Source organism: Enterobacter cloacae complex sp. IR5441, assembly GCF_049238215.1.
GTDB classification, from domain to species: Bacteria; Pseudomonadota; Gammaproteobacteria; order Enterobacterales; family Enterobacteriaceae; genus Enterobacter; species Enterobacter hormaechei_C.
The window spans coordinates 224,524-238,979 of record NZ_JBMKIA010000001.1 but is presented as its reverse complement, the minus strand read 5'-3'; the positions used below and the strand labels follow the sequence as shown (position 1 = coordinate 238,979).

Annotated in this window: 11 protein-coding genes and 1 riboswitch; of the genes, 6 read left to right on the top strand and 5 right to left on the bottom strand. The window is 57.1% G+C overall.

The window, feature by feature from the left end; all coding sequences use genetic code 11:
• Nucleotides 1–8: 8 nt before the first annotated feature.
• The 3 genes from ACOTX5_RS01140 to ACOTX5_RS01130 are packed head-to-tail and all read left to right on the top strand — an operon-like array spanning nucleotide 9 to nucleotide 4,269.
• Nucleotides 9–2,453 (top strand): fimbria/pilus outer membrane usher protein, encoded by a 2,445-nt coding sequence (locus ACOTX5_RS01140; protein ID WP_045911495.1) that lies wholly within the window; start codon nucleotides 9–11, stop codon nucleotides 2,451–2,453.
• A gap of 9 nt (nucleotides 2,454–2,462) precedes the next feature.
• Nucleotides 2,463–3,224, top strand: coding sequence for a fimbrial biogenesis chaperone (locus ACOTX5_RS01135; RefSeq protein WP_045911496.1), 762 nt, complete (start codon nucleotides 2,463–2,465; stop codon nucleotides 3,222–3,224).
• The gene (locus ACOTX5_RS01130) at nucleotides 3,208–4,269 is read left to right on the top strand and encodes a fimbrial protein (RefSeq protein ID WP_045911497.1); all 1,062 of its coding nucleotides are present in this window, start codon (nucleotides 3,208–3,210) and stop codon (nucleotides 4,267–4,269) included. The genes ACOTX5_RS01135 and ACOTX5_RS01130 overlap by 17 nt, the downstream gene beginning before the upstream one ends.
• Before the next feature lie 44 nt (nucleotides 4,270–4,313).
• On the opposite strand, the gene ribB is transcribed toward ACOTX5_RS01130, so the two are convergent.
• Nucleotides 4,314–4,967 (bottom strand): 3,4-dihydroxy-2-butanone-4-phosphate synthase, encoded by a 654-nt coding sequence (gene ribB, locus ACOTX5_RS01125; RefSeq protein WP_015571897.1) that lies wholly within the window; start codon nucleotides 4,965–4,967, stop codon nucleotides 4,314–4,316.
• A gap of 105 nt (nucleotides 4,968–5,072) precedes the next feature.
• Nucleotides 5,073–5,223: riboswitch (FMN riboswitch) on the bottom strand.
• A gap of 120 nt (nucleotides 5,224–5,343) precedes the next feature.
• On the opposite strand from ribB, the gene ubiK reads away from it, so the two are divergent.
• Entirely contained in the window at nucleotides 5,344–5,640 is a 297-nt protein-coding gene (gene ubiK, locus ACOTX5_RS01120; protein ID WP_045911498.1) for a ubiquinone biosynthesis accessory factor UbiK, read from the top strand.
• A 99-nt stretch (nucleotides 5,641–5,739) separates the two neighbouring features.
• On the opposite strand, the gene hldE is transcribed toward ubiK, so the two are convergent.
• The 3 genes from hldE to ACOTX5_RS01105 are packed head-to-tail and all read right to left on the bottom strand — an operon-like array spanning nucleotide 5,740 to nucleotide 11,389.
• Complete coding sequence (gene hldE / locus ACOTX5_RS01115) at nucleotides 5,740–7,170, bottom strand: bifunctional D-glycero-beta-D-manno-heptose-7-phosphate kinase/D-glycero-beta-D-manno-heptose 1-phosphate adenylyltransferase HldE (RefSeq protein WP_015571898.1); 1,431 nt, start codon at nucleotides 7,168–7,170, stop codon at nucleotides 5,740–5,742.
• A gap of 40 nt (nucleotides 7,171–7,210) precedes the next feature.
• Nucleotides 7,211–10,066: a bifunctional [glutamate--ammonia ligase]-adenylyl-L-tyrosine phosphorylase/[glutamate--ammonia-ligase] adenylyltransferase gene (gene glnE, locus ACOTX5_RS01110; RefSeq protein WP_045911499.1), complete on the bottom strand. Its 2,856-nt coding sequence runs from the start codon at nucleotides 10,064–10,066 to the stop codon at nucleotides 7,211–7,213.
• Nucleotides 10,067–10,087: 21 nt separating this feature from the next.
• Nucleotides 10,088–11,389 (bottom strand): inorganic triphosphatase, encoded by a 1,302-nt coding sequence (locus ACOTX5_RS01105; protein ID WP_045911500.1) that lies wholly within the window; start codon nucleotides 11,387–11,389, stop codon nucleotides 10,088–10,090.
• A gap of 237 nt (nucleotides 11,390–11,626) precedes the next feature.
• Between ACOTX5_RS01105 and ACOTX5_RS01100 the strand changes: the two genes are divergently transcribed.
• Entirely contained in the window at nucleotides 11,627–12,247 is a 621-nt protein-coding gene (locus tag ACOTX5_RS01100) for a TIGR04211 family SH3 domain-containing protein (RefSeq protein WP_001303390.1), read from the top strand.
• Between the two features lie 60 nt (nucleotides 12,248–12,307).
• Nucleotides 12,308–13,549, top strand: a complete 1,242-nt coding sequence (locus ACOTX5_RS01095) for a multifunctional CCA addition/repair protein (protein ID WP_023304444.1) — start codon at nucleotides 12,308–12,310, stop codon at nucleotides 13,547–13,549.
• A gap of 13 nt (nucleotides 13,550–13,562) precedes the next feature.
• Here the strand turns inward: ACOTX5_RS01095 and bacA are convergent, their stop codons facing one another.
• Entirely contained in the window at nucleotides 13,563–14,384 is an 822-nt protein-coding gene (bacA, locus tag ACOTX5_RS01090; RefSeq protein ID WP_003862545.1) for an undecaprenyl-diphosphate phosphatase, read from the bottom strand.
• Nucleotides 14,385–14,456 lie beyond the last annotated feature (72 nt).

Genomic DNA, 14,456 nt, shown 5'->3' with positions numbered 1-14,456 from the left:
ACAGGATGATGACATACAAATTACAATGGATAATCATCATTGCGTCCCTGTTAATGACGAAAGTTGCCTCTGCCACTGAATTTAATATAAACGCCATCGATAAAGATCAGCGCGGCAGCGTCGATTTATCACTTTTTAAAGATCAAATATCGGTTACGCCGGGGAGCTATTTCGTTACGGTTGCCGTCAATGATATTCCGCTGGCAAATGGCTGGCAGCTTCGCTGGCGAGAAATAAATAACGCAGTTCAGGTCTGTATTCCCCCCGAGCTGGCCGATACATTCGCATTGCAGGATGACGTTCGTCAGGCTTTGCCGGAAAAGGAGGGATGCGTTGATTTCGCCGCCAGACCCGACATCAAATTTACTTTTGAGCAAGGCAGCCAGACCCTGAAAGTAACGATCCCCCAGGCGTGGCTGCAATACCGTGCGGTTGACTGGATGCCGCCATCCACCTGGGACAACGGCGTGCCGGGCGTGCTGCTGGATTACAATCTTTTTGCCAGCCATTATCAGCCCAATAGCGGCGGCAGCAATGACAACGCCAATACCTATGGCACCGCCGGTGCGAACATGGGCGCGTGGCGGCTACGCAGCGATTACCAGTACACGCAAAGCCATACGGACGCAGGCTCGGAGCATGATGGACGTTTTTCACGCGTATATATGTTCCGCCCTCTGCCCTCGATCGGTGCGAAACTGACGCTGGGTGAAACGGATTTCCAGTCCGCCATTTTTGACGCCTTCACCTACACCGGCGCATCGCTAATCAGCGATGAACGTATGCTGCCATGGTCGCTGCGCGGCTATGCCCCGCAGATTACCGGGATAGCGCAAACCAACGCCACGGTGACCGTAAGCCTTGCCGACCGCGTGATTTATCAGAGTAAAGTGCCGCCTGGTCCTTTTGTTATTCAGGATCTTAACCAGTCGGTTCAGGGCACGCTGGACGTCAAAGTCACGGAAGAGGACGGACGCGTCAGCACCTTCCAGGTCTCGGCTGAATCCGTGCCGTTTTTAACGCGCAAGGGCCAGGTGCGCTATAAGCTCGCGGCGGGTAAAGCGCGCCAGGGCGCCTCCCATGATGTTGAAGATAACGCCTTCATGAGCGGCGAATTTTCCTGGGGCATGCTGTCGCACACCTCTCTGTATGGCGGCACGCTGGCCGATGGCGACCGTTATCGTTCCGTCGCTGCCGGGATCGGCCAGAATATGGCCTGGCTGGGGGCGCTCTCTTTTGACGTCACGCAGGCCACCAGCCAGCTGCCACACCAGCGCAGCCAGACGGGTTACAGCTATCGCATTAACTACAGCAAGCGTTTCGATACCACCGGCAGTCAGCTTACGCTCGCCAGCTACCGCTACTCAGACCCACAGTTTTTGAGCTACGCCCGCTACCTTGATTATGACGACGGTGACCGCCAGTCGGAAAAACAAACCCTGAGCGTGACGGCAAGCCAGTACATTTCGGCGTTATCCCTGAACCTGTACGTCAATATGCTGCGTCAGACATGGTGGAATGATTCACCCTCCACGACCGGCAGCATCACGGCGGGCTACAACTTTGATATGGGCCGCTGGAAGAACCTTGGCGTAACCCTGTCCTGGAGTAAAACGCATTACGATGAGAAAGACGAAAGTGACGATACTCAGTTTTATCTCTCGCTCAGCGTACCGCTCGATCCCGATCATCGACTTAACTATGACCTGCGTAACAGCGACACGCTGAGCCATAACGTGTCGTGGTATGACATGTCGGATCGCAATAATACCTGGGGCGTTTCCGCAGGTGCGGAAAGCGGGAAGCCGGACTCCGGCGCGCAGGTCAGCGGGAATTATCAGCATTATTCTGCGTACGGCGATCTCAATCTCTCCGGCAGCTATAAAGCTGACGAATATAACTCCCTTAGCGCGAGCTGGAGCGGTTCCTTCACCTCAACGGCGAAAGGCGCCGCGCTACACCGTCGCAGCTACGGTAATGAACCCCGCGTAATGGTCAGCACCGACGGGGTAGGCAATATCCCCCTGAACATGTCGCGCGATGAAACCAACCGTTTTGGCATCGGCGTTTTACCGTCATTCTCCAGCTATTCCCCCTCCAGCGTGCAGGTCAATATGAACAACCTTCCGGATGGCGTGGACGTGGACAGCCGCGTCGTGACCTCAACCTGGACTGAGGGGGCCATTGGTTATCGTCAGATTGCCACGCGCGCAGGTAAGGACGTGGCAGGCGTTCTGCGGATGCCATCAGGAACGCCACCGCTCGGGGCGATTGTTCGCCTGGAAGAAAGCGATTTGCAGGTCGGGATGGTGGCCGATGACGGCCACGTCTGGCTCGGCGCCGTTGAGCCAGAACAGCAGTTTCGCGTGACATGGGGCGACAACCAACAGTGTCGCTTCTCGTTACCTTCTCACTTAGAAAACACTATGCAGTTGATACTGCCGTGTCAGTAAGAAATCATCATGAAATTAACGCCGATTAAAAGCCTGTGCCTGATGCTAATCAGCACAGCATTTACCGCCCACGCGGCCATTAACCTGGACCGCACGCGCATTGTTTTTCCTGAAAGCGACAAGGCCAGCAGCCTGAAAGTGGACAATCAGAGCAAGGCGCTGCCTTATCTGGCGCTCTCCTGGATTGAAGATGAAAAGGGGCAAAAAGAAGATGCGCACTTTATGGCGCTTCCCCCCATTCAACGTATCGAAGCGGGCGCCTCGTCGCAGATAAGAATTGTTAAACAAGCCGCTACCCGCCAGCTGCCAAAAGACAGGGAATCGCTGTTTTATTTCAACCTGCGTGAAGTACCGCCAAAAAGCACCAGCGCCAGCGAGGAGCGCAGCGTGATGCAGGTTGCCATGCAGAGCCGAATTAAGCTGTTCTGGCGTCCGCAAGCGATTCGCAAAAAATCTGGCGAACTGACTGAAATGCGCATGGAAATTACCGCCAGCGCGAAAGGACTCACGATCCACAACCCTACGCCGTACTACATCACGCTGGCGTGGCTGAGCAAAAATGCCAAAACCATGCTGCCGGGTTTCGACAGTCTGATGATTGCGCCTTTCGCCACGGCAACCGCCTCTACCGGCGATTACCACGGTAGTTATTACAGCATCGGCTATATCGACGATTACGGCGCCCTAAAAAAAGTCGACGTGCAGTGCACCGGAACGGCGCTATGTAAACTTACCGAACGGAAAATCGATAAAGATGCGAAAACTCGCTAGTTTGCTGGTTACCCTACTGCTTTCAGCGCTGCCTTTGAAAGACGCGCTGGCGCTCAACTGCTATCTGGGTGGATCGGGCGGCCCCGTCGAGGAGACAAAAACGATCTCCCCTTTTGCCATACCCAGCAACGCTCAGGTTGGCCAAAAAATATGGGAGTCTGATGACATTAAAATTCCGGTGACCTGCGACAACAACGTCACGAGCAATTTTCAGCCGGAAGATGTCTTTGCGTGGGTAAACCCTTATCCTGCCGCAACCGATCCCTATTATGAACTGGGCGTCACCTATGAAGGCATAGATTACGATGCCACAGGCCAGCCCAACGGCGTGGATACCCGCCAGTGCCTGGACAACGATAACATCAACATTTACACCCCGGATCAAATCCGCCAGATGGGTTGGGAGAATCGCATCTGCTCCGGCAATCCGGATGATATCCACATTACGCGCACGTTCGTCGCCCGGTTGCGTCTTTTCGTGAGAATCAAGGCTATGCCGCCGCATGGTTATGTCAGCTCGCTCAGCGATTACATCGTTGTGCAGTTTGACGGTAAGGGCGGCGTTAATCAGATGGCCGACGCGAAGAACCTCAAGTATCACATCAACGGGCTGCAAAACATTACCGTACTTGATTGCGGGGCGACGTTTAGCATTTTCCCTGAAAATCAGGAGATCGACTTTGGCGCCTTCAGCGCCCGCGACATTGTGAATCAGCAGACGCGTATGCGCACGTTTTCAATACGAACCACCAAAGTGCAGGATGCCCAGTGCTCGGACGGATTTAAGATGGACTCGTCGTTTTACACAACCGAAACGCTCAGTGCAGACGACACCGCAGTACTGATAGGGAATGGGTTAAAGCTGCGTATTCTTAACGGAACGGAGCCTTACACCTTTAACCAGTACAAGGAGTACGCCGATTTTACGGGCGATACTATGAATGTTGAGCAAAACTACACGGCTGAACTTTCACGGGAAGAAGGGAAAGCGATTCAGTCCGGGCCGTTTGAAACCGTGGTACTGTTCAAAATTAACTACCACTAGAAACAACAAAGCCGGGTTTCCCCGGCTTTTTCACATCAGCATGTTCAGCTGGCTTTGCGCTCGTGCGCGCGGCGGTACTCAACCAGATCTTCAATCGTCACCACTGGCATATTGTGCAGACGCGCAAAGGTGATGCACTCCGGCGCGCGCGCCATGGTGCCATCATCGTTGGTCAGTTCGCACAGCACGCCTGCGGGTTTGAAGCCAGCCAGCGTCACCAGATCGATGGTCGCTTCGGTATGACCACCACGGGTCAGCACGCCGCCCGGCTGCGCGCGCAGCGGGAATACGTGACCAGGGCGGTGCAGATCGGATGGTTTCGCACCATCAGCAATCGCTGCACGCACGGTAGTCAGGCGGTCAGCCGCCGACACACCGGTGGTTACGCCATGCGCTGCTTCAATGGTCACGGTGAAGCCGGTACCAAAGGCGCTGGTGTTGTTTTCAACCATCATCGGCAGATCAAGCTGCTTGCGACGGTCTTCGGTGATGCACAGGCATACGATGCCGCTACCGTGACGGATGGTCAGCGCCATCTGCTCAACGGTCATGTTCTCGGCGGCAAAAATCATGTCGCCTTCGTTTTCACGGTTTTCATCGTCAAGCACCATCACACCGCGGCCTTCGCGCAGTGCATCCAGTGCATGTTCAACACGTTGAGTTGAAGTGCCAAAAGAGGAAAGTAGCGTCTGATTCATGGTAAAAAAACCTCATTAACTTTATGGTTACCAGAATCAGGGCAGTCTTAGGAGCGCCGTACTAGCGGCAAAAAAATAACGTGAGCGGGCCATGCCCGACTGGATCGTTACTCTCTCCCATCCGGACTCTAACCGTCGGCCCCGGAATTACACCGGATCTGCTGACCTTTGAGAATTCACCCAAAGCGCTCGCGGGCTTTCAGCGTTAAGCTGATTTACCGCCGGTGGGGAATTTCGCCCCGCCCTGAGAATAAGCGAGATAACTATAACGCTATTGATTACCCTGGGCAATGCATAAGCTTCAAACAATTTTGTTTAACCCACGGCATGACGCGCTACAATAGGCACTAACACCTTTTCATCAAGGGAAACGACAATGATTGACCCAAAGAAAATTGAGCAGATCGCGCGTCAGGTTCATGAGTCCATGCCGAAAGGTATTCGTGAGTTTGGTGATGACGTTGAGAAGAAAATCCGCCAGACGTTGCAGGCACAGTTGGTTCGCCTTGATTTAGTCAGCCGCGAAGAGTTTGATGTGCAGACTCAGGTGCTGCTGCGCACCCGCGAGAAGCTGGCGCTGCTGGAGCAACGTCTGAGCGAGCTGGAGAGCCGCAATGCGCCGGAAGAAGTGAAGCCAGCGCCAGCTATTCCACCGGTGGATGACCAGGTATAAGTGCGGCCTGCTGTGCCCGGTGGCGGCTACATGAACGCGTAGGTCGGGTAAGGCGCAGCCGCCACCCGACATAAAAAAACGGGCCTGTTGGCCCGTTTTTTACTGACTGTCTTTCTGGATCTTCTTAATGATGTTGGTGGTTGAACACCCGTCCTCAAAGTTGAGCACCATCACTTCACCGCCATTCGCCCAGACCTCTTCGCTACCTGCGATTTGCTCTGGTTTGTAATCACCGCCCTTCACCAGCAGGTCAGGCAGAATTCCGGCAATCAGGCGCTGCGGGGTGTCTTCTTCAAATGAGACCACCCAGTCCACCGCTTCCAGCGCGCCGAGCACTATCATGCGCTGCTCCAGCGGGTTCACCGGACGTGTTTCACCCTTCAGACGTTTGGTTGAGGCATCGCTGTTGACCGCCACAATCAGGCGATCGCCCAGCTTACGCGCATTCGCCAGATACGAGACATGACCCGCATGCAGGATGTCGAACACACCGTTAGTCATCACTACTTTTTCACCGCGTTTGCGCGCGGCAGCAACGGCCACTTTCAGCTCGTCTTCGGTCATGACGCCAAAGCCGGTATCCGCACGCCCACGCACCGCGTTTTCCAGCTCGATTGGCGAAACGGTGGAGGTCCCGAGTTTACCAACGACCACGCCCGCCGCGGCGTTCGCGAAGTAGCACGCTTCTTCCAGGGAGTTACCCGCCGCCAGCGTCGCCGCCAGCACACCAATCACCGTATCACCGGCACCGGTCACGTCGTACACTTCCTGCGCCTGGGTTGGCATATGCAGCGGCGCCTTGCCCGGTTGCAGCAGCGTCATGCCCTGTTCGGAACGGGTCACCAGCAGCGCAGACAGCTCGAAATCAGCGATGATTTTCATGCCGCGCTCAACCAGCTCTTCTTCAGTTTTGCACTTGCCCGCCACCGCTTCGAACTCAGAGAGGTTTGGCGTCAGCAGGGTTGCGCCGCGATAGCGCTCGAAATCGGTGCCTTTCGGATCGATCAGCACCGGTACGCTGGCTTTACGCGCCAGCTGGATCATGGTCTGCACGCTCGCCAGCGCGCCTTTGGCATAATCAGACAGCACCAGCGCGCCGATATTGCCCAGCGCCTGGCTAATACGCTCGTGCAGAGGCTCAGGATCAACGCCTTCGAATCCTTCTTCGAAATCGAGGCGGATCAGCTGCTGGTTACGCGACAGCACGCGCAGCTTGGTGATGGTCGGGTGTGTCGGAACAGAAACGAAGTCGCACTTCACGTTCACGTCCGCCAGCGACTGACTCAGGGCACGCGCCGCATCGTCAATGCCGGTCAGGCCCACCAGACGCGAATGCGCGCCCAGCGAGGCTATGTTCATCGCCACGTTTGCCGCGCCGCCTGGACGCTCTTCAATGGTGTCGACCTTAACTACCGGCACCGGCGCTTCCGGAGAGATACGGCTGGTCGGCCCATACCAGTAGCGATCCAGCATCACATCACCGACAACCATAACTCCAGCACGTTCAAACTCTGGCAGTGTTACTTTCATTCCTGACTCCAGAAAGATTCACAATTTGCGCGCGATAATATCACACTTGTTTTGTTACGCACGGTTCCACCAGCCACTTCTGCCAGCTTGTGGTCACCTGCGCGCGTTCATCGGCGAAACAGTCCAGCGCCACATGGCCCGGCTGTTCCTGTAAGGCCAGATGGTGCAACTCATCACGCAGCGTGGTGTAGGCGCGGGTTAATGCCTGCGCCTCCTGCTCATCCATAATGTCGTTCTGCGCCAGCAGTTCCAGTATGCGCACGTTATCCGACCAGCGGGTCAGCTTCGGCTTATCGTGCGCGTGCAGCAGCACCAGGTACTGAGTGATAAACTCGATATCGGTAATGCCGCCTTCATCGGCTTTAATATCAAAGCGATCGCGATGTTTGTTGCCAAGGTGCGCGCGCATCTTCTCCCGCATTTCCCGCACTTCGGTTTGCAGCGTACTGCCCTCGCGCGGGGTCGTCATGACCGCCTTGCGGATCGCATCGAACTGCGTTTTGAGCTGCGGATCGCCGTATACCACGCGGGCGCGCACCAGCGCCTGATGCTCCCACGTCCAGGCTTCGTTCTTCTGATAGTCGGCGAAAGCCTCCGTCGAGGTGACCAGCATGCCTGCCGCGCCGGACGGGCGCAGACGCGCATCCACTTCATACAGAATGCCGGATGAGGTGCGGGTGCTGAACAGGTGCATAATGCGCTGGGCCAGACGCAGGTAGAACTGCCGCCCGTCAATCTCACGTTCGCCGTCGGTCATGACGTCTGCCGGACAGTCGTGGAGGAAAATCAGATCCAGATCGGAGCTGTAGCCCAGCTCCCAGCCGCCCAGCTTGCCGTAACCCACCACCGCAAAACCGCGGCCTTCGCGCTCTGCAAGGTGTTTCGGCTGCCCGTAGCGGGCCACCATCTGCACCCACGCCTGATGGACAACCGCGTCGATGATCGCTTCCGCCAGCCAGGTTAAGTGATCGCTCACTTTCATTACCGGCAGGGTGCCGGCGATATCTGCCGCCGCCACGCGCAGCATCTGCGCCTGCTTAAACTGACGCAGCGCCTCAAGCTGTTGCTCTTCGTCCTCTTCCGGTACGCGCAGCAGATACTGACGCAGCTCGTCGCGGTAGGCGTCCGTCGCCGTCGGCTGATACAGCGTATTCGGGTCGAGCAGTTCGTCCAGCAGCAGCGGATAACGCGCCAGCTTGTTCGCCACCATCGGCGAGGCGGCGCAGAGAGAAATCAGGTGCTTCAGCGCGCCGGGAAACTCGCTTAACAGTTCAAGGTAAGTGGTACGCGTGACGATCCCGCTCAGCAGCGGCATCATGCGCGACAGCGGCACCGGCGCATCCTCGCGGGAGCATACATCGCTCAGCAGATGCGGCATCAGATGATCCAGCACCTGACGACCGCGTGGGCCAATGGCGCGTTTGTTCAGTTCGAAGCGGAAATCGGCAATCAGCGCCACCACGCTATGGCGGGCATCGTCGCTTAAGTGCGCCAGCACCGGCGTGGTGTCATCTTCCTGGAGCGCGTCCTGCCACAGCTCGCGCCAGTGCTCGGAGAGCGCATCGTCCTGCGATTCGCTTTCGTCGTCGCCGATCAGATCGTTAAAGATGCGGCGCACGCCCGCCATATGCGCTTCCAGCCGTTGCGCCAGCGCCGCCCAGTCATCCACCCGCATCCCCCAGGCCAGACGCGCCCGGTTCAGCTCGTCGCCCGGTAACGTCTGGGTCTGTTCGTCGTTGATACTTTGCAGCAAATTTTCCAGACGACGCAGGAAGAGATAAGAGTCACGCAGCGTTTGCGCATCGCCTTCCGGCAGCAGATGCAGCTGCTCGATAGCGCTCAGCGTCGGCAGCAGCGAGCGGGATTGCAGAGAAGGTTCACGCCCACCGCGTATCAGCTGAAAGACCTGGACGATAAATTCGATCTCACGAATACCGCCCGCGCCGAGCTTGATATTGTCCTTCAGACCACGGCGACGCACCTCGCGGGCAATCATCCCTTTCATATTTCGCAGGGACTGGATCACGCTGAAGTCGATGTAGCGGCGGAACACAAACGGGCGCAGCATGGCGCGCAGCTCGTTGGCCCAGGCATCGTCGCTGTCACCCATGATCCGCGCTTTGACCATCGCGTAACGCTCCCAGTCGCGACCCTGCTCCTGGTAATAATCTTCCAGCGCGGCAAAGCTCAGCACCAGCGGACCGCTGTCGCCAAACGGACGCAAACGCATATCCACGCGGTAGACAAAACCATCCTGGGTGGGCTGATCCAGTGCCTTAATCAGCCGCTGCCCCAGGCGAGTAAAGAACTGGGCGTTGTCCAGCTCGCGACGACCGCCGCGCGTGGAGCCGTTCTCCGGCCAGGCAAAAATCAGGTCGATGTCTGAGGAGAAATTAAGCTCGCAGCCGCCCAGCTTGCCCATCCCCAGAATCAACAGCGGTTGCGGAACCCCGGCTTCGCTGCACGGCGTGCCCCACTCTTTACAGCAGGCGGCGTAGAGCCAGTCCCGCGCGGCGACAATCAACGTCTGCGCCAGCTCGCTCAACTGCTGCAAGGTACTCTCTTCGCTCACCAGCTCCAGCGCCTGCGCCCAGGCAATGCGTACCATCACCCGGCGGCGGAACTGACGCAGTACGCGCATCAGCGTGGCTTCGTCTGCCACCTCTGCCAGCGCGGTTTGCAGCCAGCCAGCATAATGCCGCCACTCGTCAGCCTGCGGCGGCGCGCTTTCCAGCTCTGCCAGCCAGTCCGGGTTGGCGCTGACGCTCTCCTGCACAAAATCACTGAACGTGAGCACGCTTTTCGCCTGCTCGCTTAACGATGACGCGGGTAACGACTCAGGCAGGCGTTCGCAAACGGTCTGCCAGTGCTGCTGTAACTGCGAAGAAAGCGGCATATCAGGGGTTCCTTGCCAGAATTAACGTTTTCCGCTGTGCAGCCAGTACGGATCCTGCGAAATGGCCTCGTTGCGGAAATGCTCGATTTCGATCTGCTGACGGGTCTCGATGGCATGCTTCAGCCCCTGCCAGTTCTCCAGCCAGGCCTGCGCCTTCACGCCCTCATACGCACCTGACAGCAGCAACATGCTGTCGATGTTACGCGCCAGGCGGGGAAGCTGATCGCCATACTGGTCGCCCAGCGGATGCGCAAAGGTGGTTCTCAGCTCGGCCGCGTGACGGGAGAGGTGGATATCCGCAAAACGTTTGAAGTTTTCCGCGATTTTGGTCTGCCCTTTCGCATCGAGGAAAATACGCCAGCCGCGCGTCACCAGAAATTCGGTCAGCGCCAGTTTCGCGCCGGCGTTTTGCGGGCTGTAGATCGCCGTTTGTGCCGACACGTCGGAAAGCATCAGCGTTTCGGTTTGAGTGAGCAAATCACGTAAGTGAGTGCTGGCTTTACGCGGTACAATTCCGCCAAAGAGCGTCAGGGTATGACGCACCAGCCCCATAGCGGCCAGCACCTGTTTTTTGGCATTTTTCACGTTACGCGCCCACAGCTCCTCGTGGTACTGCCACTGCGAGAGCGCCAGCTCCAGCGCCGCTTCCATGCCCTGCTCAACGGAGGCTTTCGGCACAACGCGCAGAATCGGGGTTTCTCGCAGCACGCGCGGCGCATTCCCGGCGGCCAGGTGATAGCCGCGCGCCGCTTTACTCAGGCTGCCCTGACGCAGGCCAGGCTGGTTCACCAGCTTGTGCGCCAGCTTCAGCACGTCGCTCGCCTCGCCTTCCAGCAGTTCGAGTTCCAATTCGCAGATCGGCTCCTGCTCTTCACCCGCCTTAATTTCACCCCGATCGAACGCGATCTCAATGCGGCTCTTGCCTTCCGTCACCAGCCATTTTTCGCGCCAGAAATCGGTGCTGAACAGCGGTTGCGCCTCTGCCGACAGCGTTGCGGGCAGCGTCCCTTCCGGCCACACTTCCGCCGGAAAACGATCCAGCTCAAGTTCTGGCTTACTGATGTCGATATTGTATTCCGGACGCTGGTGCAAACCGCCCACCACGCGACCGGCGATTTTCATCGTCATCTCGTAGCGCCCGTTCGCACCCCGGATGCGCAGGCCCATATCGTGGTTGCGCAGCCAGTTGTCCGGCGTTTCGTAATAGATGTTGAGCAGCTGTACGGGTTCATGGTGCTCGCCGGACAGCGTATTCAGATGCTGGCGGAGCGCGTCAGCGCTGTCTTTTTCGACGATAAACTTTAATTCGATCTCTTGTGCCATAGCCTTGTACTTTTGCGTGCGTCACAGACGCGTCGATGAAGGCGAACTTCCTCGCCATTTGTTTGTCAGTACATAGTATTTTGCGCCAAATTGCCACGCAATGAGCAATTTGACGGGCGTAAAAGTTTAAAGCGGTGGAAATCATGACACAGATGATTCCGATTGATGATGAATCCTTTGCGTAGCGACACTGATACCACTACTATCGTTCCACTTTTTATGAAAATAACGACTGATATGCTTAAATTACGCCTGATTGGACTTACTTTACTCGCTTTTAGCGCCGCAACCGCGGTCCACGCTGAAGAGAAACGTTACGTTTCTGATGAACTGAATACCTGGGTACGCAGCGGCCCTGGAGACAATTATCGCCTCGTGGGTACGGTAAATGCCGGCGAGGAAGTGACTCTGCTGCAAACCAATGCAGACACCAATTACGGTCAGGTTCGTGACAGCTCTGGCCGCACCTCATGGATCCCGCTGAAAGAGCTGAGCACGGTGCCAAGCCTGCGCACCCGCGTGCCGGATCTGGAAAATCAGGTGAAAACCCTGACCGATAAGCTGAACAACATTGACGGCACCTGGAACCAGCGCACCGCAGAGATGCAGCAGAAAGTGGCGCAAAGCGACAGCGTGATCGCCGGTCTGAAAGACGAAAATCAGAAGCTGAAAAATGAGCTCATCGTCGCGCAGAAGAAAGTGAACGCCGCGAATCTACAGCTGGATGACAAACAACGCACCATCATCATGCAGTGGTTTATGTATGGCGGCGGGGTGCTGGGCGTCGGTCTGGTGCTGGGTCTGGTGCTTCCTCACCTTATCCCAAGCCGTAAACGTAAAGACCGCTGGATGAACTAACTCGTCTTCTCTGCCACACTTACGTATCATCTTGCGAAAAGAGAAAACGGGAGTGTTGGCGTGAAGAGTTATCTGGTCGGTGGTGCGGTACGTGATGCGTTATTAGGTCTGCCGGTCAAAGATAAAGACTGGGTCGTGGTCGGTGCCACGCCCGAAGCGATGATTGACGCGGGCTACCAGCAGGTAGGCCGCGATTTTCCTGTGTTCCTCCATCCGAAAAGCCGAGAAGAGTACGCCCTGGCGCGTACCGAACGGAAATCCGGTTCCGGTTATACCGGCTTCACCTGCTATGCCGCGCCGGATGTGACGCTGGAGCAGGACTTACTGCGCCGCGATCTCACCATTAACGCCCTGGCGCAGGACGAAAACGGCCATATTATCGACGTCTACGGCGGCCAGAACGATCTGCGTGACCGTCTTTTACGCCATATCTCCCCCGCCTTTTCTGAAGATCCGCTTCGCGTACTGCGCGTGGCGCGTTTTGCCGCCCGTTATGCCCATCTCAGCTTCCGCATCGCCGACGAGACGATGGCGCTGATGACGGCCATGACCGACGCGGGCGAGCTGGAACATCTGACGCCAGAACGCGTCTGGAAAGAGACCGAAAACGCCCTGACTACCCGCAATCCACAGGTCTTTTTCCAGGTTCTGCGCGACTGCGGGGCGCTGAAAGTGCTGTTCCCGGAAATAGACGCGCTGTTTGGCGTGCCCGCCCCGGCGAAATGGCACCCGGAAATTGATACCGGCATTCACACCCTGATGACGCTGAGCATGGCGGCCATGCTCAGCCCGGAGGTGGACGTGCGCTTTTCCACCCTCTGCCATGACCTCGGCAAAGGGTTAACGCCAAAGGAGTTGTGGCCACGCCACCACGGGCACGGTCCGGCTGGCGTGAAGCTGGTTGAAGGGCTTTGTCAGCGCCTGCGCGTGCCGAATGACATTCGCGATCTGGCAAAACTGGTGGCCGAGTTTCACGACCTGATCCACACCTTCCCGATCCTGAAACCCGCTACCATCGTCAGGCTGTTTGATAACATCGACGCCTGGCGCAAACCGCAGCGTGTGGAGCAAATTGCGCTGACCAGCGAAGCCGACGTGCGCGGCCGCACCGGGTTTGAAGCGTCCGATTATCCGCAGGGTCGTTTGCTGCGTGAGGCGTGGGACGTAGCGAAAGCGGTGCCAACAAAAGAGGTGGTGGAGGCAGGGTTTAAAGGCCCGGCGATCCGCGAAGAGCTGACGAAGCGGCGGATTGATGCGGTTGCAGCGTGGAAGGAAAAACGTTGCCCTCAGCCGAAAGACTGAGGGCGGTCGGTCATCAGAAGAAGACCACGTACACGGCAGCCGCGACGATAAAGCGGTAGATCGCGAACGGAATAAACGAAATACGCTTAATCAGTTGCAGGAAGGTTTTGATGGCGATCAACGCCACAATAAAGGCGGTGATAAAGCCCACGGCGAACATCGGAATGTCGCCCACGGTCAGGAAGCCGATGCTTTTGTAGAGATCCAGCGCGGTGGCGCCCATCATCATCGGCACCGCCAGCAGGAACGAGAACTCAGACGCCGCGTAACGGCTCACGCCCATCAGCATCCCGCCGGAAATGGTTGCCCCTGAACGGGAGAAGCCCGGCCACAGCGCCAGACACTGGAAGCAGCCAATCATAAACGCCTGGCGATACGTCATATCGTCCAGACCTTCCGCACGCGGGGTTTTTGGCTTCAGCACTTCGGCGGCAATCAGCAGGAAGCCGCCGACAACCAGCGCGTACATCACGTTAATCGGGTTGAAGAGCGATTTAATGGTGTCGTGGAACACCAGCCCCAGCACCACCGCCGGGATCATCCCGAGCAGAATATGAATCAGCGTCAGGCGCCCTTTGCCCTCTCCTTCACGCTGCGGCAAACGCCCGAAGTGGATACCGATCAGACCAAACAGACGTCGCCAGAACATCACGACCACCGCCAGGATAGAGCCCAGCTGGATCACCACCTCAAACGTCTTTGCGGTATCGCCTTCAAAGCCCAGGAGATGGCCAACGATAATCATATGGCCCGTACTGGACACCGGCAAAAACTCCGTCAATCCTTCGACCACACCCAGTATTGCCGCAACCAGCAGCGAGTGCATATCGCTCATCTATAAACCCCTAAAAAGATATAAAAAAACGGTGTCCCACGCGGACAACCGTGAAAGATACAGCTTTAAGAC